Source organism: Williamsia phyllosphaerae (assembly GCF_014635305.1).
Classification (GTDB): domain Bacteria; phylum Actinomycetota; class Actinomycetes; order Mycobacteriales; family Mycobacteriaceae; genus Williamsia_A; species Williamsia_A phyllosphaerae.
Genome location: NZ_BMCS01000001.1, coordinates 1,309,109 through 1,329,691, shown reverse-complemented (window position 1 = coordinate 1,329,691; position 20,583 = coordinate 1,309,109). Strand labels below are relative to the sequence as shown.

Sequence of the window (20,583 nt, the reverse complement as noted above, 5' to 3'; positions counted from 1 at the left end):
TAGGGTGGAAAGCGCTTCATCCACCACTGACTCCAGACCCGGGTTCGTGCACAACCGTCAGGAGATCTCATGGCCGAATATCGCGTGATCAACCCCACCGGCGACACCGTGGGCACCAAGGACTTCGATGCCGCGGACGACGCGTACTCGTGGTTCAAGGAGACGCAGGACAACACCGAGCTCGGCTGGCGCCTCGAGGTGAACCACGACGGTGACTGGGCGTTCGTCGACGATTCCGAGGGCACCGACGACTCGACGTCCATCGACGATTCGGACGGACCGTCCAACTGATGTCCGTCGACGCCACCAACCCGGCCACCGGGGAGACGATCGGGACGTTCGAGCAGCTCACCGACGACGCGGTCGCGGACAAGATCGCGATCGCGGCGGAGGCAGCGCGCAGCTACCGCCTCACCTCGCTGGACGAGCGCGCCGCCGGTTTACGCCGCGCGGCCGACATCCTCGACGAGGACAGCGAATCGTTGGCGGCGACCATGACCGCGGAGATGGGCAAGACCCTGACCGCGGCGAAGGCCGAGATCGCGAAGTGCGCGAAGGGGCTGCGGTACTACGCCGAGCACGCTCCGGAGATGCTGGCCGACGACATCGCCGACGCCGGGGCGGTGAACGCCTCGCGGGCGTTCCACCGTTTCCAGCCACTCGGGGTGATCCTCGCGGTCATGCCGTGGAACTTCCCGCTGTGGCAGGTCATCCGGTTCGCCGCCCCCGGTTTGATGGCCGGCAACGTGGGGCTGCTCAAGCACGCGTCGAACGTCCCCCAGACCGCGCTCTACCTCGAGGACCTGTTCCGTCGGGCGGGGTTGCCCGACGGGGTGTTCCAGACGTTGATCATCTCCTCGAAGCAGGTGGAGAAGATCCTGCGCGACAAGCGCGTCGCCGCAGCCACTCTGACCGGCAGTGAGGGCGCGGGACGTTCCATCGGTGAGATCGCGGGCAGCGAACTGAAGAAGGTCGTCCTCGAACTCGGTGGCTCGGATCCGTTCGTGGTGCTGCCCTCGGCAGACCTCGCGGCCGCAGCGAAGACCGCCACCACAGCGCGCTGCCAGAACAACGGGCAGTCGTGCATCGCAGCCAAGCGGTTCATCGTCCACACCGATGTCTACGACGAGTTCGCGGAGCACTTCGTCCGCGAGATGGCGGCGCAGAAGGTCGGCGATCCGACGGCCGACGACACCGACATCGGTCCGCTGGCGACCGAGCAGGGTCGCACCGACGTGGTGGAACTCGTCGAGGACGCGGTCGCCAAGGGCGCGAAGGTGCTGACCGGCGGGACTGTTCCCGACGGTCCGGGGTGGTTCTATCCGCCCACGGTGATCAGTGAGATCACCACCGAGATGGACATCTACGGCGAGGAGGTCTTCGGACCGGTGGCTTCGCTGTACCGCGCCACCGACACCGACGACGCCCTGCGCATCGCCAACGACACCGACTTCGGTCTCGGGTCGAACGTGTGGACCACCGACGACTCGGAGATCGAGATGTTCGTCAACGGTCTCGACGCCGGGCAGGTGTTCGTCAACGGGATGACGGCGTCGTACCCGGAGATCTCGTTCGGCGGCATCAAGAACAGCGGTCACGGGCGTGAGCTGACGAAGTTCGGCATCCGGGAGTTCTGTAATGTCAAGACCGTTTGGATCGCCGGATGACCTGGAGGAGAAGCACTGTGAGCACCACCCGTAAGCGCAGTCCGATTGCGTTGTCGCTACTGGCCGCGGTCGCGGCGGTCATCGCTCTGGTCGCCGGATCGGCGACCGCCTCGGCGGCCCCCGGCCCGCTCAAGCCGATCGCGAAGCTCGACGTCGCGCGCTACATGGGCGTCTGGAACCAGGTCGCGGCGATCCCGCAGCCGTTCAACCTCGACTGCCTGCGCAACACCCAGGCGCGCTACACGCTGCTTGACCCGAACAACGTCAAGGTGGAGAACAGCTGCACCAAGTTCACCGGGCAGCGCAGCGGGATCAACGGCAACGCCCGCGTCAACGACCAGCGGACCAAGGCGCAGCTGCACGTCAGCTTCCCGGGCGTTCCGTTCCAGTCCAACAAGTCCGGACCGACGAACTACATCGTCACCTACATCGCCCCGGATTACTCGTGGGCACTGGTCGGCAGTCCGGATCGCCTGTCGGGCTTCGTCCTCAAGCGCGACAAGGGAGTCAACTCGTCGCAGTGGCGCTCGATCAAGAACGTGATCTCCTCGCGCGGCTACAACCCGTGCTTCTTCATCACGACCCCGATCGACGGTGCGTACAAGAACATCCAGCCCTTGTGCACCGTGCGCTGACCGCACACACGAGCATCACCTGACCGACAACGCATCGCCGATCTTCTCGGCGATGCGTTGTTGTTCATCGGCCGGGATCGAATCCGCGACGACAACGACCACCCGCCGCACGGGAGTGACCTCGAGCCTCAGATAGCTCGAGTACCCGCCGGTCTCACCGTTGTGCCAGACCCCACCGCGGTCGCCGCCGAGCACCCAGAAGATCCCGTGACCTGCGCCGACAGGTTCGACTGAGGTGTCGATGCCGGGGGCGGTCCGGTCGGCGATGGCCTGGGCCAGCCGCGCGATGTCCGCCGGTGTCGATACCACCCCACCGGCCGGTGCGTACCCGTCCATCCGCCACCGTGCCGCACGTCGGCCGCCGTGCCAACCGCGCGGTGCGGGCGCTCCCGCCGACGACGCCGACGTGGCGGTCATCCCGATCGGGGTGAACAACCGGTTCTGCACCAGCTCTGCGTACGAGACACCCTGCGCAGCAGCCACGGTGATCCCGGCGACGGATGCCCCGAGGTTGGAGTACAGCGACTCCCCCACCCGGCCACGTCGCGACCGCGCCGCGTCGGTCAGCACCCGCTGCTCCGACATGCGCGCGTAGGGGTTGGTCAGGAACAGGCCGTGGGCGAGCGCCCGCAGGGTCATCGCCGGAGTCGACGGCAGTCGCGGGAGACCCGATGTGTGCGTGACCAACCGGGCCACGGTGATGTCGCTCAGCGACGGTGAGATGCCGTCGACGAGCGAGTCGAGGCGGGTGGCGAGGGTCAGTTCCCCGCGATCGATGCCATCCGCGATCATCAGTCCGGTCACGACCTTGCTCAGGGAGCCGAGTTCGAAACGGTCGTCCGCGGACGCGTCGACGACCGCGGTTCGCGGAGACCGACCTTCCTCGGCGACGATCACGGCGAGTCGATGCGTGCGGTGGGTGACGAGGGTGTCGAGCAGGCCGGCGAGTTCGCGGTCGCCCGTGGCAGTCGCCGGCCGGTGCGCGTGGGCCCGCAACCACAGCAGCAGACGTGACAAGATCACGATGGCCACCACGAGGCTGACTGCACCCGTGACGTTCTCGTAGATCGCGGACGCCACCGACATCTAGCGGGCCACCGTCGCGGTCGCGTGCGCAAGGACCTTGGGACGCTCCTGCGCAGTCGTCTCGTCGGCGACCGGTGTCCCGGTGGCGGCACGGCGGCGTCGTTGCCGTATCCGTCGCACCCGTGCCCCGAGGTAGCGGTAGTCACTGTCCTTGAGCAGGGTGAAGTCGGCGCCGATCATTATGAGTCCGAACGCGACCAGTCCCATGCACACGATGATCCCGACGTGCATCGATTCGAGGCCTGCGACGACCATCTCGCGGAGCCATCGACGCCGGGTGAAGATGACGAACGGAACCGCACACTCGACGACGATGGTGAACGTGCTGACGAACCATCCGAGCCACAGGTTGTTCATCGCGCTCGGGTACAGACCGAACATCGTGAACTGGTTGATGTGGCTGACGTAGTACGCCGCGACGCCGGTGTTCCACATCGATCCGGTGAGCTTGTAGTACCCGGCGACGGCGTAGACGACCACGACCTGGAAGACGATGAGGGTGGCGGCGATGTTGTGGGCGGATGTCGACAGGTACCGCAACTGCGGGCGCGTCGCGGGCGCGGGCGCGGAAACGCGTTGTCGCGATGTCTTCGATCGCGGGGTCAGGTAGCGATTGGTCACGGCGAACACCATGAAGATCAGAATGATGCGCACGAGGTTGTCGCCGCCCTCGAGGACGTCCTGGTTGCGGTCGTAGATGGACCACATGAAGATCAGGTGCACGAACGTCAGGCCGCGTCCGCCGTAGACGGTGAACAACGCCGCCACGGCGAGGCCGACGAAGAACACCGCGTTGAACCACACCTCGGAGTGCGACCAGAAGTACAGGGAGGTCAATGGTTCCGGGAGAGTGCCCCGTGCGTCGGCGATGGAGATGTAGGCGTTCGGACCCCACAGCATGTCGCGGTGTCCCAGGTCGGACACGTAGTACTCCACACCGCAGACCCCGACGATCAAGCGCAGGATCGACAGACCGATCAGTCGATGCTCGGTGGTACCGACCCGCAGCAACCACCGGTCGACCACGTCGATCGAACAAACAGCTCTGTGGCGCAGCGATGTTGATGTGTCGAGTGTCATGATCCACCGTCGATGTCGGCGATATAGGGCAGCCACGAGGTCTGCAGCAATGGCTTGACCGGCATGACCGGGTGGTCGTTTCGTCGGGAGAACGGCACCATGTCCTGCTTGTAGAACGTCACGCGCACCTTGACGATCTGAGTTCCTGGGAACCGGGCGTGGGCGTAGTACGACGCGGCGCGGTCGAGGCTGTCGTAGGTGAAGCGGTACTGGTGATCGAGCTCGGCGATCGCGGCCTGTCGATTCTGCGGCGCCACCGTGCTCTTGATCGCCTGCAGCTTGGTGCGGTAGGTGTTCCACTCCTCGTTGGCGGCGAGACTCAGCCCGGCCAGCTTGGTGGGGACCACCGGATTCGCTATCGCCGCTTTCTCCAGTGGGGCCTCTATGTCGAACGGCGCCTGGGTCGTTCGCGTCCCACCTCTCTCCGTCACCGCGGTCACCTTGATCAGGCTGTTGGAGGTGGCCGGAGTGGGGGCGAAGAGCTGCCAGTCCTGGTCGAACACCGGGTGAATGACCTTGTTCGCCGGTACCGCGACGCGCGTCTGCACCGGCGACGACGGCATGTCGACCACGACGGCACAGACGACGTAGATCGCAGCGCACAGAAGGAGAAGGCAGACCACGGCTTTGGGGCCGCGGCCCACCTTCTCCGTCGAGTCCTGATCGGTCACAGGGTCAGATCAGCTCGTCGGTACGTCGAACTGAGCGTCCAGCGGGTCGCTCGACACGCTCAGCGAGTCGTAGATGCGTGCGTTGCCCGCGCTCGACGACGACGAGCTGCTCGACTCCGAGCTCGAGGAGGACTCCGAGCTCGACGACTTGACGGCGGTGACGGCTTTCGCGGTCACCTTCACCGCGGTCTCGACGGCTTTGCCGCCCACCGCACCGGTGACGCCGGCGACGACGTCGTTGGCGATGTCATGGAAGAACCTCGGCTGCGCGACGGTGCCGTCGCCCAGGACCTCCGCGCTCGGTGAACTCGGCGCCGCCGACTCGGTCGACGACGACGACGTGGTCGTGGTGGCCGGGGCGGCACTGGCCACCGCCTGGCCGCCGACGACAGCAGCGACTGCAGCCACGGCCGTGGCCACCGCGGTCATTCTGATTCGAGAATTCATGGTCGGACCTCTCCTACTCGTTGAATGGTTCTCTCACAACACATTTCGAGAAGTGGATCCGTGCGCCGACGCGGGACCCGTGTGCGAGAGATTGCGCACCCGGGCTCGGGTACGCACAACAATCGATGCAGCAATCCGCGTCGTCCGGCTCGTCTGGGACGGAGACCGGGAACCCCGTGAGGGGCGCGTGCACTGAAACTAGATCAGGCCGCGATTATTTGCAAGGGTAAGGTTTCACCCTGCGGGATCGAAAGGCGTTGGCCGCAAGGCAGATCCGCGTCTGATTCGGGCCGTATGCCCCAATAGTCCGCTTCGATCAGAGGTAGCGACCGACCGCCCAGCCGCGACGGGCCTCCGGGCCCACCTCGTCGACCTCGACACCGTCGGCGTACAGGCCCGTCTGCACGACCAGGCCGTCGGCGATGGCGTCACCCCAGGCACGAACGGGGTCAGGACCCCACGGCTTGTGCGGCAGGAGGTCGTCGAACACGACGATGGTGTTCTCGTCGGCGCACGCGCGCATGTTGCGGATGTCGGCTGTCGCGACCTCGTAGGTGTGCCCGCCGTCGATGAAGATCAGATCGAACGGGAGGTTCCGACCCTGCTCGACGAACCGAGGGACGGTCTCGCGGGAGTCACCGGGGACGAGGGTATGCCGTCCCGGGAACTCGTTGTCCATGAACTCCTTGGCCATGGTCACGTACTCGTGCTCGACCAGATCGAACGATGTCACCCGGGCATCGTGGGCGGCGCTGAGAAACGCAAAGCTCGAGAACCCGGCGTTGAACCCGATCTCCGCGACATCGCGAGCCGAGGACGTGCGTGTCAAGTTCTCCAGAAAGGCGATCTGCTCGTCACTGACGGACCCCTCGATCGTCCATCCGCGGCCCCGCGCGTCGTCGACAACCCGGATCAGGTCCTGCATGCCCATGCGACATCTCCTCGTCACTGGTGAGGCAGATCGGCGGCCTCACGATCTCCCATCCTATGAAGTCGCCTCGGCCATATCCGGCCCCCCCGGGGGGCTAGCGCATCACGCGATAGCGCAGGTGCGCGACACCCGGCGCCTCGAGCACTCGGACCAGCTCCATCGCCGGGCGACCCGGCGCGAATCCGTCGAACAACCGTTCCCCGGAACCCAGCAGCTGCGGACTCATTTGCAGGTCGATCTCGTCGACGATCCCCGCCGCGATCGCCTGGCGGGCGCACGATGCACCACCGGCGATGGAGATCGGACGGTCCGACGCGGCGGAGACGGCTTGGTCGTACGCCGCCTCGATACCGTCGGTGACGAAGAAGAAGGTGGTCCCGCCGGCCATCTCGATCGGCTCGTGCGCGTGATGGGTCAGCACGAACACCGGGCAGTGGTACGGCGGCTCATCCCCCCACCAGCCCCGCCAGTCCGAGTCACCCCACTCGCCGCGGACCGGGCCGAACATGTTGCGGCCCATGATGGTCGCGCCCATACCGTCCATCATGTCCGACATCACCTGGCGGTTGACCGGATGCTCTGCGGCGGGTCCGATGTGCCACGTGTGCAGCGCGTGGCCGCCGATCCCCAGCGGGTTGTCCTCACTCTGCGACGGCCCGGCGATGTATCCGTCGGCCGATATCGACATGGACAGGTTCGTTCTGGTCATGCGTTCTCCCCTCCGCTCCGTGAAGACCATTGTGTGGTGCTGACTCGACAGACTGCGCAGGACGACAAAAATCATCGCATGGCGTTGGGACGGCTCCCACCGCTGCGCCGATCGTCCCGCCGGCGACCTGGGGCTCGGCTACCGTTACCCCTCGTGCGCGCATTCGTCGTCTCGGTCGCTGTCCTGCTCCTCACCACCGTCGCCGCGGTCGTCCCGGCGGCGTCGGCCGCGCCGGGTCCCGGCTATCGGACCACCCTGTTGTACTTCTCGGTGCACACCGGGCCGAACCGTGCGACCCCGTGCACCATCGTCGGCGAGCTACGGGTGCCGAACGCGGCCACCGCCCGCAACCGCGCCCCGGCGATGCTGACGACCAACGGGTTCGGCGGGTCGTACAAGACGCAGGAACCCACCGCGAAGTACCTGGCCTCGCAGGGCTACGTGACCCTGGCCTACTCCGGGCTGGGCTTCGGGGGCAGCAGCTGCAAGATCACCCTGGACAGCCCGGGCAACGACGGTGTCGCGGCATCGCAGCTGATCAGCTACCTCGGGGGCGCACGCGGTATCGCCTTCACCGACAAGGCCCTGCGTCGGCCCGCACCGGTGCTCGACTCGGTGCGACGCGACCGTGTCGCCCACGACGGCAGGCCGCACGCCAACGATCCCCGCGTCGGGATGATCGGTGGATCTTACGGCGGCGGAATCCAGTTCGCGGCCGCGAGCGTGGACCCGCGGATCGACACTATCGTCCCGCTGATCACGTGGAACGACCTGTCCTACTCACTGGCCCCGAACTCGACGAGCGCGTTCTCCGGTGTCAGCTCGCGGGTGCCCGGCGCCTCGAAGACGAGCTACACCACCGACCTTTTCGAGACCGGCGTGAAGAATCCCGGCCGCGCCGGGTACGCCAGTGACCCGGCGCGTGCCGTGGGCTGCCCGAACTTCGTCGCCTTCCAGTGTGCCGCGATCACGGAGGGCACTCTGACCGGTCAGCTCAGCCAGGCATCGGTGAACAGCTTCCGCGCCACCTCGGTCACCAGCTATGTCGATCGGATCAAGGTGCCGGTACTGCTCGGTCAAGGTCAGCAGGACACCCTGTTCGACCTCAACGAGGGCCTCGCAACCTACCGTGCGCTGCGGGCGCGCGGTGTCGAGACGAAGATGATCTGGCACTACTGGGGACACAGCGGCGAACCCGCCCCCGGTGAGTACAGCGACGACGCACCCGACCGCACCACGCAGTACGAGACCGGGCGGATCCTCGACTGGCTGGACCACTACCTCAAGGACTCCGGCGCCGACACCGGTCCGCGGTTCGCGTACTTCCGCAACTGGATCGACTACCGCGGCAACGCCCGTCCCGCCTACGCCGCGGCGGACGAGGTCCCAAGGGGCGCACCGACCACCTTCGGTCTGTCCGCCGGTGGCCGACTCGTCAGCGCACCCGCACGCGCGGTTCCCGGCGCGACCACCATCGCGACCGCGTTCACGGGTCGTTCCGGTTCGGCGAGCTGGACCACCGGAGCGCTCTCGTCTCCGCTCGACGTCGTCGGCATCCCGACCATGACCCTGCGGGTCCGGGCGATCGGTCAGCCGGTGGTGTTCGCACAGATCTACGACGTCGCACCGAACGGCGCGGCCACGTCGATCAACGACCTCGTGGCGCCCGTACGCATCGCGAACCCCGCTGCACCGGTCCGGATCACGTTCCCCGGGTTGGTTCATCGCTTCGCCGCCGGCCATAGCCTGCAGGTCCGGATCACCGGCAGCGACCCCGGGTTCCGCGGAGGACTCCTCGGCCAGCCGGTGACGCTGCTCAGCGGACCGGGTCAGTCGCTGGCGGTTCCGGTCGTCGACTGACCCGCCCGTCCACGCTCGACGTCAGTCGAGCGACCCGATTCTCATCACGGTCTTGCCGCTACCCGCCTCGGATCTGGCGTGTGCGCGCGTGGCGTCGCGAAACGACATGACCTCGCTGACATGCGGCGTGTAGGCGCCGGCGGCGGCATGCTCAGCGGCTCGACGCAGCAGGGAGGAGTCGTTGTCGGCGTTGACGCTGCGCACTCCGAGCTCACTCGCTCGCTGGTGATCCGCGACTGTCACGACGTGCGCGACGTCCCCGGCGAGTTCGAGGAGGTGGGGAAGCGATCCCGTTCCGGCTGCATCGAGGGCGACGTCGACACCATCAGGCGCAACCGTGCGGACACGCTCGACGAGGCCGTCGCCGTAGGTGACGGGTAGGACGCCGAGTGCGCGCAGACGGTCGTGGTTGGCCTCGCTCGCAGTTCCGATCACGTGCGCCCCCTCCGCGATCGCGAACGCAGCGGCCGCGCTGCCGACGGCACCGGCGGCGCCGTCGATGAGGATCGTGGATCCCGTTGCCGGGCCGAGTGCATCCAACGCACGCAGCGCCGTGACCGACGCCAGTCCCGCCGCCGCGGCCTGCTCATCGGTCCAGGCCGCCGGTGCCGGGGCCCAGGCGGTGAGCACCGCGTACTGCGCCGTGGTGTCGCTGACCCCTCCGAGCCCGAACACCCTGTCCCCGAGCACGATGTCGCTGACTCCGTCACCGATCTCATCGACGATGCCCACGGCGTCGCGGCCAGGGATGGCCGGTAAGACGAGCGGGAAAACGTCTTTCAACTGGCCGGCGCGCAGTAATCGGTCGATTGGATTGACGCTGACAGCCAGGACGCGGATACGAACCGAGTCGGGGCCGGCGTGCGGTTCGGGTCGATCGGCGACCTCGAGCACGGAGGGATCTCCGTACGTACGGTATTGGACTGCCAACATCGTGAACCGTCGCTTTCGCTACAGGTGGATCGATACGTTCACCGTAGAACCTCTCGTTGATGTCAGATTCAACAAGATGTGGGAGGAGTCACCCATGCGCACCGGCCGGCGCATAGCTGTCGTTGTCATCGAGTGTGCGTTTCGACTTCGAGGGTCATGAACACACTGTTCGGGTCTGGTTTGTACGCGCCGAACGGTGCGCATTCGACGAACCCCGCTGCGCGATAAAGCGATCGGGCAGGGGCAAAGAAGTCCATGCTGCCCGTCTCCAGCGACAACCGCCGAATCCCCCGCTTCCGCGCGTCGCTGACCGCGAACTGAAGCAGCGCACGTCCGATGCCCGCCCCTCGCCGAACCGGATCGGCTCGCATGCTCTTCAACTCCTCGTGACCCGGCCCTGCAGACGCCAGCGCCACGGTGCCGACCAGAACCCCGTCGTCGTGGGCGACCCAGAGTCGGACGCCAGGGGCGCGTAACGCATCGACGTCCAAGGCGTGCCTGCTCTCGGCCGGCGCCGTCGGCGCCATCTCGTCCAGGTGCGCCGACAGGAACGACACCAGATCTGCATTCGAGAAGTCAGCGGGCGAGATGTGAAGGACCATGTGTTCATGGAATCAGAAGGCATCCACTTCACTCCGGGGCTCCCGCGTAAGACTTCGTCCGTCAGTGCGTAGAACCGAGGCTTCAGCGCACGGGTTTCTCTATGGTTCCGTAGTCGAGTCCGCGGTGAGAGAAGGTGGGCACCACCGGCCACTGCCGCTTCCACGAAGCGCATTCCGAGGACGCAATGATCTGCAACCACCGGGGATCCTTCGGCGACGGTGACGCCATGGTCTTCTCCTTGACCATCGAGTCGTATTGGTCGAGCGAGTCCTCCATGGTGTTCGCGTTGAGTACCACCTCGCGGTTGTAGAACGCGGCCTGCCTTCGCACGCCGGGGATCTTTGACAACTCGGGCTGCCAACTGTCGGCGGCCATCCCGTTCTCCGACGACACCCACACTCCGTCAGGCGTGTTGACCACCAGGGAGTGGTTGCCGTCGGTGTGCCCGGGCGTCCACAGCAGACTCACTCCGACACCGAGTTCCACGTCGCCGTCGAACACCCGGACCCGATCAATCGGCACTCCGTCCATACCGCCGTCGACGTACCACGACCACTGCAGTGGATGCGGCGATTCGAAGGTGCCCAGTTCCTTTCGGTGTACGAGGAGCTCGGCGTTCGGGAACAAGGGCTGACGCGGTGCCGACTCCCCAGGGATGACCTGTGAGCTGCCGAGGATCATCCGCACGTCTTGCACGTGCAGATGGTCGAAGCTGAGGAAGTCGACGTCGTCGTTGTTCAGGCCACACTGCGGCAACACGCCCTGCGGGTCGTTGTAGTACTTCGTGAACACTTTGTGGGACAGGAACTTGCCGGCGAGATTCTCCAGCTTGGCGTAGAACGGCGCCTCGGCGGAACCGGCGGCCACGGTCGGCTCCCACACCAGGGTCTTCAGTTCGCCGTCAAATCCCTCGAACTGGATCACGAACATCCGATTGATGATCGAGATCATCGGATTCGGCCCCACCGAGTACCCCTGGAACGCGAACCGTTGCGGGTACGGCGCCGCGGCGATGTCGAAACTCTTGATCGCGCGGACCTGCCCCTGCGCCACGAACCGCTCGCGGTAGGACGTCGCGGCCTCGCGTACCGCCTCGAGCCGTTTCCCACGCGGCCAGATCTCGTGCACCCCCTCGAACTCCGGGATGGGGCGGATCACCCGCTCGTCAATGGGAGCGGCCTGGGTCGGCGCCTCGAATGTCGTCATGCGGGACAGTGTACCCACATCTGACACGACGCCGTTCCTGATGAGCCGCACATGCGGCCCGCTCTGCACGAGCACGCCAATTCATCCGCGTTGAGGAGCGCCGGCCCCGCCCGAGCGGTGGACTGCCCGAACGTTGTTTTTTCACAGGGTGAACGACACAACACGGTTGACCTCGCATCAGCCGACCGCTTCGCCCGGCCCACTCGGGGCCGGGCGAATCCTGTTGCCGGGTGGTCTGTTCGCGTCCTCGTTGATCAGAAGGCGAAGCTGTCGGATCCGGTGTCGTGGCCGGGGTCGTTGGCCTGGTAGTCGAGGTGGACCTCGGTCTGGGGTGCGGGGTCGGTGTAGTTCGTCGTGGAGTGGTCGACGTCGCCGTCGTGATCGGAGTCGATGCGGGCGGTGTCGTAGTAGTGGTCGCCGTCGGTGTCGCGGATCTCGATGTCGGCGCGGCCGTCGTGGTTGGTGTCGACGTATTTGTGGTCCCAGGTGCCGTCGCCGTCTGCGTCGACCTGCACGACGTCGATGCGTCCGTCGCCGTCGGTGTCCCAGGAGGCTGTGTCGGCCTCGCCGTCGCTGTCGGTGTCGGTGAGCACGACGTCGTTGGTGCCGTCGTGGTTGGTGTCGAGTTCCCACCGACCGTCCTGGTCCTGCCCCTGCGACGAGGTGGTGGACCGATCGGCCGAGGAGCCGTAGGTCGAGTCGTGGCTGGAGGTCGTCGAGGACTCGGTGGTCGTCGAGCGGCTGTAGGACTCCGAGGACCGGTAGCCCTCCGACGCGGTGTTGCTGCTCGTCGAGTCGTTGTCGCTGCTCGACGTCGAGGTGGTGGGCTCGGAACCGGACAGGGCGTTGGCACGCAGGTCGACGCTGGTGGTCGAATCCGGGCGGCCGTCGCTGTCGGAGTCGACGACCTGACGGTCGTAGCGGCCGTCGTGATCGGTGTCGGTCACCAGGACATCGATACGTCCGTCGCCGTCGGTGTCCGAGGCGCGGACATCGGCGATGCCGTCACGATTGGTGTCGGCCTCGCCGTAGTCGACGGTGCCGTCGTTGTCGACGTCGGTGAGGACCACATCGGTGGTGCCGTCGTGGTTGGTGTCCATCTTCTTGGTGCTCATCGCATATCTCCTCGGTGCTGGGGAGTCGGTATCGACTCGGACACAGCATCAGATGCAGACACCATCCCGGAAAGTTCCCGAGGACCGGAAAATTTCTCGAACCCGCGGTCGTTCGACCCGCGTCACGCCCCCGTCGGGACGCGAAATCCGCGGAAGACGACCGATGCGCGGGTCTCGAACCCGAGTCGCCGGTACAACTCGAGCGCACTTCGATTCCCCTCCACCGCATGGAGGAACGACCGTTCACCGCGTGCTGCGATCCGGCCGACGAGGTCGTTGATCAGGTACGCGGCCAACCCCTGACCGCGTGCGGCCGGCGCGGTGCAGACCGCGCTGATCTCGGTCCACCCCGGCGGGCGGAGTCGTTCCCCGGCCATCGCGACGAGCTCGCCGCCGCGTCGCAGTCCGAGGTAGGTACCCATCTCGTGGGTGCGCGCGAAGAAGGGTCCGGGGCGGGTGGTCGCGACGAGACCCAGCATGTCCGGCACGTCGACAGCGGAGAGCGTGACGAGTTCGGTGCCGGCGGGAGCAGCCGCCGCCGTCGGCGCATCGCCCTCGTGTACGAACTGCAGACCGGGCAGGGTGAAGACCGGTTCCCACTCCGCCGGCGGTTGAGCGGGGCTGCTGAACATGTCCGCGAGCCCACCGGGCCCGAGCAGAGTCGCCAAGTCGTCCCACCGGGGATCGTCTGACGATGGGGCGTCCTCGACGCAGGTGAACGTGCTGACGTCGGACTCATAGGTCATTGCCGTGCCATGACGCCGCATCAGGTGGCGATGATGGCCCTGGAGCGACTCACGTACGGGGTTGTCCAGTGGATGGCTTCCATCGCGCATGGAACGGCGGCTCCTCGTCTGTCGTCGTCCGGTCACGTGCCGGACGACGACCATTGTGCCCGTGGACCGGGTCGACGAGGGGTCAGATGTAGTGCGCGCGCCCCGGGACGATCCGGGTGTGCACGCCGCGCAACGCGCTGAGCGCCGCGATACCGGCGATCACGATGCCGAGGATCCACAGCCACTGCGCGCCCACGATGAGGCCCAGCGTTATCAGGATCAATCCGAATACGGTCATGACAGAACTCCTCTCGTGGATGCCGATCACATCAGTGGGACAGGCGGTGCGTTCTCGACTGGATCGCCGAGACACGTTTGTGCTCAGTCGTATTCGACGGGAAGCCGCTTGACGCCGTTGAGCCATCCCGACCGCAGGCGGTCGGGCTCGGCGGTCTTGTGGATGTCGGGCATGTGGTCGGCGATGGCGTTGAAGATCAGATTGATCTCCATGCGCGCCAGGTTCGCGCCGATGCAGTAGTGGGTTCCGTGACCGCCGAAGCCGACGTGCGGGTTGGGATCACGGGTGATGTCGAAGGTGAACGGATCCTTGAACACCTCTTCGTCGTAGTTCGCCGAGCCGTAGAACATCCCGACCCGCTGCCCCTTCTTGATCTCCACGCCATCGAGGACGAGATCTTCACGGGCGGTGCGCTGGAACGAGTTGACCGGGGTCGCCCAGCGGACGATCTCGTCGGCCGTCGTGGCCGGCCGCTCGCGTTTGAACAGCTCCCACTGATCGGGGTTGTCGAGGAACGCGTTCATGCCGTGCGAGATGGCGTTTCGCGTGGTCTCGTTGCCCGCGACCGAGAGCAGGATGAAGAAGTAGCCGAATTCGATCTCGTCGAGGGACTGGCCGTCGATGTCGGCGTTGACGAGCGTCGAGACGATGTCGTCGACCGGGCACGCCTTGCGCGACTCGGCCATCTGATAGGCGTAGCCGAGTACCTCGGCGGACGCGGTGGTCGGGTCGATGGTGAACTCCGGGTCGTCCGCGTTCATCATCGAGTTCGACCACTCGAACAGCTTGTGTCGATCCTCCTGCGGCACGCCGAGCAGATCGGCGATGGCCTGGAGCGGCAGTTCGACGGCGACCTGGTGGACGAAGTCGCCCTTACCGGTGGCGGCAGCTTCTTTGACGATGGTCTCCGCGGCGTCGGCCAGCTTCTCCTCGAGACCCTGCACGGCACGCGGGGTGAACGCGCGCGACACGAGCTTGCGCAGCCGGGTGTGTGACGGCGGATCATTGTTGATCAGCAGCGCCTTGGTGATCTCCAGAGCCTCCGGCGGCATGTCGTCCTCGAACCGCATGATCACGCCGTTGTCGTTGGTCGACCACTGCGCGTCGTTCTTGGAGATCTCGCGGATGTGCTCGTGCTTGGTGACGACCCAGTAGCCGCCGTCGTGGAAACCTCCGCCGGTGCCGGGCTTCTGCGCGTTCCACCAGACCGGAGCGGTCTTGCGGAGCTGCGCGAACTCGTCCACCGGCAGTCCCTTGACCAACAGATCCGGACTCGTGAAGTCGAATCCGTCGTGCATGAACGGGCAGGCAGCCGGATCGAGCGCTGCGCTCGTCATACGATTGTCAGAGGTCATGGCGTATTCCCATCGCTGTGTGGCCGAACCAGTATCGATACCAGTGGATACGATACCACTGGTACAGGAAGGGTGGGAGTGGCTACACCTGAGATGTCTTCGTCAGGATCCGAGTCGTCCGAATCGACCGATTCGGCGCCCGAGGTGACGGGACAGGCGCGTGGCGGGCGGCCACGCGATGCCACCATCGACGCCCGAGTGCTGCCTGTGGTCCGGGAAATGCTGGTCGAGACGGGCTGGAACGACTTCAGCGTGCGCGCGGTCGCCGCTCGGACCGGCGTCGGACGGGCCACCATCTCCCGCCGCTGGGGGACGAAGGCCGAACTGGTGCTGACCGCGGTCCTGCGGGACCGGCTCGAGTTCTACGACATCGCCACCGAGAAGCCCGACGGCTGGATCGACGCGGTCATCAACCAGAGCCGCACCCTGTTCTCCGACCCCGGCCTGCGCGCGGCCATCCCGGGTCTCCTGAGCACCTTCGAGTCGGACCCCGCGATTGGCGAGGCGCTGTGGCAGAGCCTGGCGGGGTCGGCGGCGTCGCAGTACGCGGACGCGGCCGAGCCCGCCGATCGTGAGAACGCGGCGAACGACGCGCTCGCGATGATCCTGATCGCGGCGGGAACGGCGTTCTTCGCGAGCGTTCTGCCCGGCGACGTGACACCCGAGCCGGTACAGAAGCGGATCGACGCGCTGCTACGGATGATCGGCGAGCGTGTCGTCGACAATCAGGTGTTCACCGACGACTGAACGCGCCGGCGATCTTTCTGGTCAAACCGTTCGGGGCGAGCATGCGGGACTTCGACTGGACCGCATGCCCACCCCGCCGGGCCTCAGCGCTTGCGACCGAGAACCACTGCGAAACGCTCGTCTGCGTCGGTCCAGATCTGCTCGACGCCGAAGCCTGCGGTCGCCAACTCATCGGTGATGCCGGTGCGATGGAACTTCGCGGAGATCTCGGTGCGCATCTCCTCGCCCTCGGCGAACGAGACGTCGAGGTCGAGGTCCGCGATCCGGACGTCCTGGGCGCGGCGCGACCGCAGCCGCATCTCGATCCACTCGTTCTCGGCGTCCCAGATCGCGACGTGCTCGAAGCCGTCGAGGTCGAAATCTGCACCGAGGCGGGCGTTGAGAACCGACAGGACGTTGAGGTTGAACTCGGCGGTCACGCCCTGCGCGTCGTCGTAGGCCGGAACCAGCACGGCGGGGTCGATGACCAGACCGACACCGATGAGCAGGTGTTCGTCGGGGCGGAGGGCGGCCGCGATGTCGGCGAGGAACGACGCGCGCTGCTCGGGCACGAGGTTGCCCAGCGTTCCACCGAGGAAGGCGACGGTGCGGTTGGGGCGGACCGGGATCGAGGATCCGGTGTCGGTGAAGTCACTGACGATGCCCGCGACCTCCAGGCCCGGATACTCCTGCACCAACTCCTCGACCGCACCCTGCAGCGCGGTCACCGAGACATCCTGCGGGACATAGGTCTGCAGGGTGCCGCCCTTGAGCCCGGCGTCGAGCAGCAGGCGCGTCTTCTCCGAGGAGCCCGACCCCAGTTCGACCAGGGTCGTCATCCCGGTGGTGTCGACGATGTCGTCGGCGTGCGCGGCCAGGACGGCCTTCTCGGTGCGGGTCGGGTAGTACTCCGGCAGCGCGGTGATCTGCTCGAACAACTTGCTGCCCTGCTCGTCGTAGAACCACTTGGGCTGCAGATTCTTCGGTGACGCGGTCAGTCCGTCGCGGACGTCGTCGACGAGCGACTGGTCGACGTCGTCGGGGCTGATGTGGATCTCGAGTGCCGGCGTGGACACGTGGTGCCTCCTGGAGGGGATCAATGAGAAGTCGAAATGTGCGGAAAAGCGTTGTGCGGGTCGGGTCGATGGGTCACAACGACTCGACCGTCAGCACCGAACGGGTGGCGGTGACGATCGACCTGTCGGGAACCGGGGTCCACCGGGGGTCGTCGTCGAGAGGTTCCGACGCGACGAGTACTTCGCCGTCGCCGATGAGGGTGGACAGGGAGTGATGCACGGCGGTGGCCCAGATCGTGGTGCCGTCGCAGAGCATCAGGTTCAATCGCGAGCCCGGGCCCGAGATGTCGAGATCCGCGATGACGCGGCGTAACACCTCAGCCGGGGACTGGCTGCGCAGAAGGTGTTTGACGATGAGCCACAGTGCCGCCGAGTCGGTGGCGGCGGGCAGTCGGAGCAGATCGGTGACCGGCACGGCCTCGGCCGGCGTCGCCAGCGAGGCCGGCCAGTCGGCGACGACGCCGTTGTGACTGAAGGCCCACCCGCCGTCGACGAAGGGGGCGCAGGCGGTGTGGGTGATCGGCATGCCGGTCGTCGCCGATCGGATTGCACCGAGCACGGCCTGCGACCGGATGTGCGGGAGCACGTCGGTCACCGACGGGTCCGACCAGATCGGGGCGACGCTGCGATGGGAGGTGGCGTCCTTGCCGCCCGCGACGTCGTCGCTGCCGGGCCACCACGCGACACCGAAACCGTCGGCGTTGGCGACCGCACTGCACCGCATGTCGGTGGGCGCCCAGGACTGGACGACCAGCGAATGCGAACCGCGGGTGAGGATGTCACCGACACCGACGGCGGGACCGAGATAACCCAGATGACGACACATCTTCTCAGTCGACGTCCCGAGCCAGCCGGAAGCCGGAGAAGATCTGTCGACGAATGGGGTGATCCCAGTTGCGGAACGTCGACCGCACCGCGACCGGATCGGTCCCGAACGAACCGCCGCGCAGCATCTTGTAGTCGCCGCCGAAGAAGACCTCGGAGTACTCGGGGTAGGGGAACATCGCGAACTCGGGGTAGGCGGTGAAATCGCTGGAGGTCCATTCCCAGACGTCACCGAACATCTGCTCCACACCCAGTGCCGACGCCCCGTCGGGGTAGGCACCGATGTCGGCGGGCTCGAGGTGCCGCTGACCGAGGTTCGCTTGCGTGGCGGTGGGATCGTCCTCGCCCCATGGGTACCGGCCACCAGAACGACCGGTCACCGGGTCGAACCGGGCGGCCTTCTCCCATTCGGTCTCGGTGGGCAGACGCTTGCCCGCCCAACGGGCGAAGGCCTCCGCCTCGTGAAAGCAGACGTGGACGACAGGCTGGTTGGGGCGCACCGGGTTCCGGACACCGAAGGCGCGACGCCACCACGAACCGTCGCTGTCACGCTCCCAGAACTGGGGTGCGGTGAGGTCGGCGGTGACGCGGTGTTCCCACCCGCGCGCCGACCACAACTCTCGCCGCTGATACCCGCCGTCGGCGATGAACGCGAGGTACTGCCCGTTGGTCACCGGGAACCGGTCGATCGCGTAGGTCGGCAGGTGGACCCGGTGCGCGGGGCTCTCGTTGTCCAGTGCCCACGGGTCGGTGTCGGTGCCCATGGTGAACTCGCCTGCGGGGACGACGATCTCGTCACCCGGGACTGCGTTGCCGGCCGGCGGCTTGGGAGCGGTCAGCGCGGCCGAGCCCGCCCGGAGCTGATGTGTCGCCAACATGGTCTCGTCGTGCTGCTGCTCGTGCTGGGCGATCATGGCGAACGCGAATCCCCGGTCGACGAGCCTATCGCCGGTCAGCGGTGTCGAGTCGAGGACCTCGAGGGCGTGTGCGCGCACCGCGGCGGTATATTCGCGGGCCTGGGTCGGATCCAGGATCGGCAGTCCCGGACGCGACGACCGGGAGTGGCGGAACGCGTCGTACAGGTCGTCGAGATCCGCGCGGATCGGCGCCCGACGACCGACCTCGCGGATGAGCCACAGCTCCTCCTGGTTGCCGATGTGCGCGAGGTCCCACACCAGCGGACTCATCAGCTCGGAATGTTGTGCTCGCAGTTCGGAATCGGACACGGCGTCGGTCAGGCCGGCGGTACGCTCGCGCGCCCGGCGCAGCACCTCGGCGAGACGCCTGCGTTCGACGGATCCGGTGTCGGTCGTGGTCATGAGGTGGGTTCCTCTCCTGGCATCACTCCACGGGCGCAGCGCGCGGCGGCGGTCCCGAGGGTCTCTCGTTCGTCGGCGGTGTCGGTCGCGTCGGCGGCCAGGGTCAGCAGTCGGTGCGCGGCCGTGCGCAGTTCGGTGTCGTCGAGTCCGCACCGCGCCGCACGCGTCCACGCGTCGGCGGTCGGTGCAGCGATCTCGGTGGCCGCCTCGGCAACGGAGTCACCGGACATCAGTGCGGCCAGCGCGGCTATCGGCACGCCCCACAGACCGTCGGGCTGGCCGTCGAGGTAGCGCACCTCGAGGTAACCCTTGGGTCGGACCATCGGGAAGACGGTGCTGACGTGGTAGTCGAGGTCGTCGGCGGTGGGACGGCGTCCGACCCGCTCGTCGAGCCGCCCGTCCATCCAGTCGCCGAGGGTGGTGCCCGCGGGCGGCGACCACAGCGTCCCGTCGGCGCAGCGGATGCACAGCAACGGGATGTCGAGAACCCAGGCGGTGTAGTCGTCGACGGTCTGGGCCGGTGGTGGGATGCGGGTGCGGTCGATCTCGAGCCAGGCCCGCATGCGTTGCGACGCCCAGCGCTGGTCGGTTGCGCCGTGCAGGTCCGGCGAGTTGGCGAACGCCGCTATCAGGGCCGGCCCGATGGTGTGCAGCAGCGTCCAGCGGGCAACTGCCTTCTCGACGTCGGAGCCGGCGTCGAAGGCGACCTGGACGGCGGCGGTGTTGCACATCATCAGCCGACCGAACTGGCCGCGACGGGCGAAGGACTCCTCCATCGCGCGGTAGCGCTCGGTGGTCAGCAACCTGTGCGGAGGGCGGACACCGTCGGCGGCTCCGCCGACCATCTCGACACCGCGGGTGGCGAGCAGGGCTCGGAGCTGCTGTTCATCGGAGGCCAGGGCCGTGCGGAGTGACGCGACATCCGTCTCGGGGCTGCTGGAGAGCTCGACCTGCCCGCCCGGCTCGACGGAGACAACACTTCCGGAGCGCAGCGGGGTCGCGGGCGAGCCCGGGTCGATCGATTGGGGTGCGTGCGGGCCGAGAGCGACGGCGAGGTCGGTGAGCTCGGGCCGCGGGGAGTCGTCGGTGAGCGCACGGGTGCGTGGTGACGGGTCGGTCAGGTCGACGCGCCGGGTGAACCATTCGAGTTCGGCGCCGATGAGTCGGGGTGGCCCCAACTTGAAGCAGACGCGCGTCAGGTGCGCGGCCGCGGCGGGACGAGAGCTGATCTCGTCGGTACTGGTGGTCATCGAATCTCCGTGTCA

At 66.9% G+C, this 20,583-nt stretch carries 22 protein-coding genes; 5 read left to right on the top strand and 17 right to left on the bottom strand.

All coding sequences use genetic code 11. The features are described from left to right. The first annotated feature begins 69 nt into the window (after positions 1 to 69). The 3 genes from IEV93_RS06190 to IEV93_RS06180 are packed head-to-tail and all read left to right on the top strand — an operon-like array spanning position 70 to position 2,302. Positions 70 to 291: a hypothetical protein gene (locus tag IEV93_RS06190; protein WP_188487923.1), complete on the top strand. Its 222-nt coding sequence runs from the start codon at positions 70 to 72 to the stop codon at positions 289 to 291. Then, positions 291 to 1,667 (top strand): NADP-dependent succinic semialdehyde dehydrogenase, encoded by a 1,377-nt coding sequence (locus IEV93_RS06185; protein WP_188487921.1) that lies wholly within the window; start codon positions 291 to 293, stop codon positions 1,665 to 1,667. Before IEV93_RS06190 ends, IEV93_RS06185 begins: the two co-directional genes overlap by 1 nt. Positions 1,668 to 1,684: 17 nt before the next feature. Then, entirely contained in the window at positions 1,685 to 2,302 is a 618-nt protein-coding gene (locus IEV93_RS06180) for a lipocalin family protein (protein WP_229704917.1), read from the top strand. Positions 2,303 to 2,317: 15 nt separating this feature from the next. Here the strand turns inward: IEV93_RS06180 and IEV93_RS06175 are convergent, their stop codons facing one another. The 6 genes from IEV93_RS06175 to IEV93_RS06150 all read right to left on the bottom strand — a co-directional run bounded on the left by IEV93_RS06175 (position 2,318) and on the right by IEV93_RS06150 (position 7,226). Next, on the bottom strand, positions 2,318 to 3,388 hold the full coding sequence (locus IEV93_RS06175; protein WP_188487917.1) for a serine hydrolase domain-containing protein: 1,071 nt from the start codon (positions 3,386 to 3,388) through the stop codon (positions 2,318 to 2,320). Continuing rightward, complete coding sequence (locus IEV93_RS06170) at positions 3,389 to 4,468, bottom strand: HTTM domain-containing protein (protein WP_188487915.1); 1,080 nt, start codon at positions 4,466 to 4,468, stop codon at positions 3,389 to 3,391. Beyond that, positions 4,465 to 5,139 (bottom strand): DUF5819 family protein, encoded by a 675-nt coding sequence (locus tag IEV93_RS06165; protein ID WP_188487913.1) that lies wholly within the window; start codon positions 5,137 to 5,139, stop codon positions 4,465 to 4,467. Before IEV93_RS06165 ends, IEV93_RS06170 begins: the two co-directional genes overlap by 4 nt. A 9-nt stretch (positions 5,140 to 5,148) precedes the next feature. Continuing rightward, positions 5,149 to 5,586 (bottom strand): hypothetical protein, encoded by a 438-nt coding sequence (locus IEV93_RS06160; RefSeq protein WP_188487911.1) that lies wholly within the window; start codon positions 5,584 to 5,586, stop codon positions 5,149 to 5,151. A gap of 316 nt (positions 5,587 to 5,902) precedes the next feature. Continuing rightward, positions 5,903 to 6,517, bottom strand: a complete 615-nt coding sequence (locus tag IEV93_RS06155; RefSeq protein WP_188487909.1) for a class I SAM-dependent methyltransferase — start codon at positions 6,515 to 6,517, stop codon at positions 5,903 to 5,905. Positions 6,518 to 6,611: 94 nt separating this feature from the next. After that, positions 6,612 to 7,226, bottom strand: a complete 615-nt coding sequence (locus IEV93_RS06150; RefSeq protein ID WP_188487907.1) for a dihydrofolate reductase family protein — start codon at positions 7,224 to 7,226, stop codon at positions 6,612 to 6,614. A 153-nt stretch (positions 7,227 to 7,379) separates the two neighbouring features. Between IEV93_RS06150 and IEV93_RS06145 the strand changes: the two genes are divergently transcribed. Next, the gene (locus IEV93_RS06145; RefSeq protein ID WP_229704916.1) at positions 7,380 to 9,086 is read left to right on the top strand and encodes an alpha/beta fold hydrolase; all 1,707 of its coding nucleotides are present in this window, start codon (positions 7,380 to 7,382) and stop codon (positions 9,084 to 9,086) included. A 21-nt stretch (positions 9,087 to 9,107) separates the two neighbouring features. Here IEV93_RS06145 and IEV93_RS06140 read toward each other — a convergent pair whose 3' ends face one another. The 7 genes from IEV93_RS06140 to IEV93_RS06110 form a co-directional block, all read right to left on the bottom strand. Continuing rightward, positions 9,108 to 10,019, bottom strand: a complete 912-nt coding sequence (locus tag IEV93_RS06140) for an NADP-dependent oxidoreductase (RefSeq protein WP_188487903.1) — start codon at positions 10,017 to 10,019, stop codon at positions 9,108 to 9,110. Between the two features lie 125 nt (positions 10,020 to 10,144). Next, positions 10,145 to 10,576 carry a GNAT family N-acetyltransferase gene (locus tag IEV93_RS06135; RefSeq protein WP_229704915.1) on the bottom strand — a complete coding sequence of 144 codons (432 nt, stop codon included), beginning with the start codon at positions 10,574 to 10,576 and terminating at the stop codon, positions 10,145 to 10,147. Positions 10,577 to 10,703: 127 nt separating this feature from the next. After that, positions 10,704 to 11,828 carry an MBL fold metallo-hydrolase gene (locus tag IEV93_RS06130; RefSeq protein WP_188487899.1) on the bottom strand — a complete coding sequence of 375 codons (1,125 nt, stop codon included), beginning with the start codon at positions 11,826 to 11,828 and terminating at the stop codon, positions 10,704 to 10,706. 254 nt (positions 11,829 to 12,082) lie between these two features. Beyond that, positions 12,083 to 12,943, bottom strand: a complete 861-nt coding sequence (locus IEV93_RS06125; protein ID WP_188487896.1) for a hypothetical protein — start codon at positions 12,941 to 12,943, stop codon at positions 12,083 to 12,085. Positions 12,944 to 13,065: 122 nt separating this feature from the next. Then, the gene (locus IEV93_RS06120; RefSeq protein WP_229704914.1) at positions 13,066 to 13,689 is read right to left on the bottom strand and encodes a GNAT family N-acetyltransferase; all 624 of its coding nucleotides are present in this window, start codon (positions 13,687 to 13,689) and stop codon (positions 13,066 to 13,068) included. A 172-nt stretch (positions 13,690 to 13,861) separates the two neighbouring features. Then, entirely contained in the window at positions 13,862 to 14,017 is a 156-nt protein-coding gene (locus tag IEV93_RS06115) for a hypothetical protein (protein ID WP_188487892.1), read from the bottom strand. 83 nt (positions 14,018 to 14,100) lie between these two features. Beyond that, positions 14,101 to 15,372: a cytochrome P450 gene (locus tag IEV93_RS06110; RefSeq protein WP_308690892.1), complete on the bottom strand. Its 1,272-nt coding sequence runs from the start codon at positions 15,370 to 15,372 to the stop codon at positions 14,101 to 14,103. Between the two features lie 219 nt (positions 15,373 to 15,591). On the opposite strand from IEV93_RS06110, the gene IEV93_RS06105 reads away from it, so the two are divergent. Beyond that, positions 15,592 to 16,119: a TetR/AcrR family transcriptional regulator gene (locus IEV93_RS06105; RefSeq protein ID WP_188487890.1), complete on the top strand. Its 528-nt coding sequence runs from the start codon at positions 15,592 to 15,594 to the stop codon at positions 16,117 to 16,119. Between the two features lie 83 nt (positions 16,120 to 16,202). Here the strand turns inward: IEV93_RS06105 and egtD are convergent, their stop codons facing one another. The 4 genes from egtD to egtA form a co-directional block, all read right to left on the bottom strand. After that, positions 16,203 to 17,174 (bottom strand): L-histidine N(alpha)-methyltransferase, encoded by a 972-nt coding sequence (gene egtD / locus IEV93_RS06100; protein WP_188487888.1) that lies wholly within the window; start codon positions 17,172 to 17,174, stop codon positions 16,203 to 16,205. A gap of 73 nt (positions 17,175 to 17,247) precedes the next feature. Further along, on the bottom strand, positions 17,248 to 18,000 hold the full coding sequence (gene egtC / locus IEV93_RS06095; protein ID WP_188487885.1) for an ergothioneine biosynthesis protein EgtC: 753 nt from the start codon (positions 17,998 to 18,000) through the stop codon (positions 17,248 to 17,250). Positions 18,001 to 18,004: 4 nt separating this feature from the next. Beyond that, positions 18,005 to 19,318, bottom strand: coding sequence for an ergothioneine biosynthesis protein EgtB (gene egtB, locus IEV93_RS06090; protein WP_188487883.1), 1,314 nt, complete (start codon positions 19,316 to 19,318; stop codon positions 18,005 to 18,007). After that, entirely contained in the window at positions 19,315 to 20,568 is a 1,254-nt protein-coding gene (gene egtA / locus IEV93_RS06085) for an ergothioneine biosynthesis glutamate--cysteine ligase EgtA (protein ID WP_188487881.1), read from the bottom strand. Before egtA ends, egtB begins: the two co-directional genes overlap by 4 nt. Between the last annotated feature and the right edge of the window lie 15 nt (positions 20,569 to 20,583).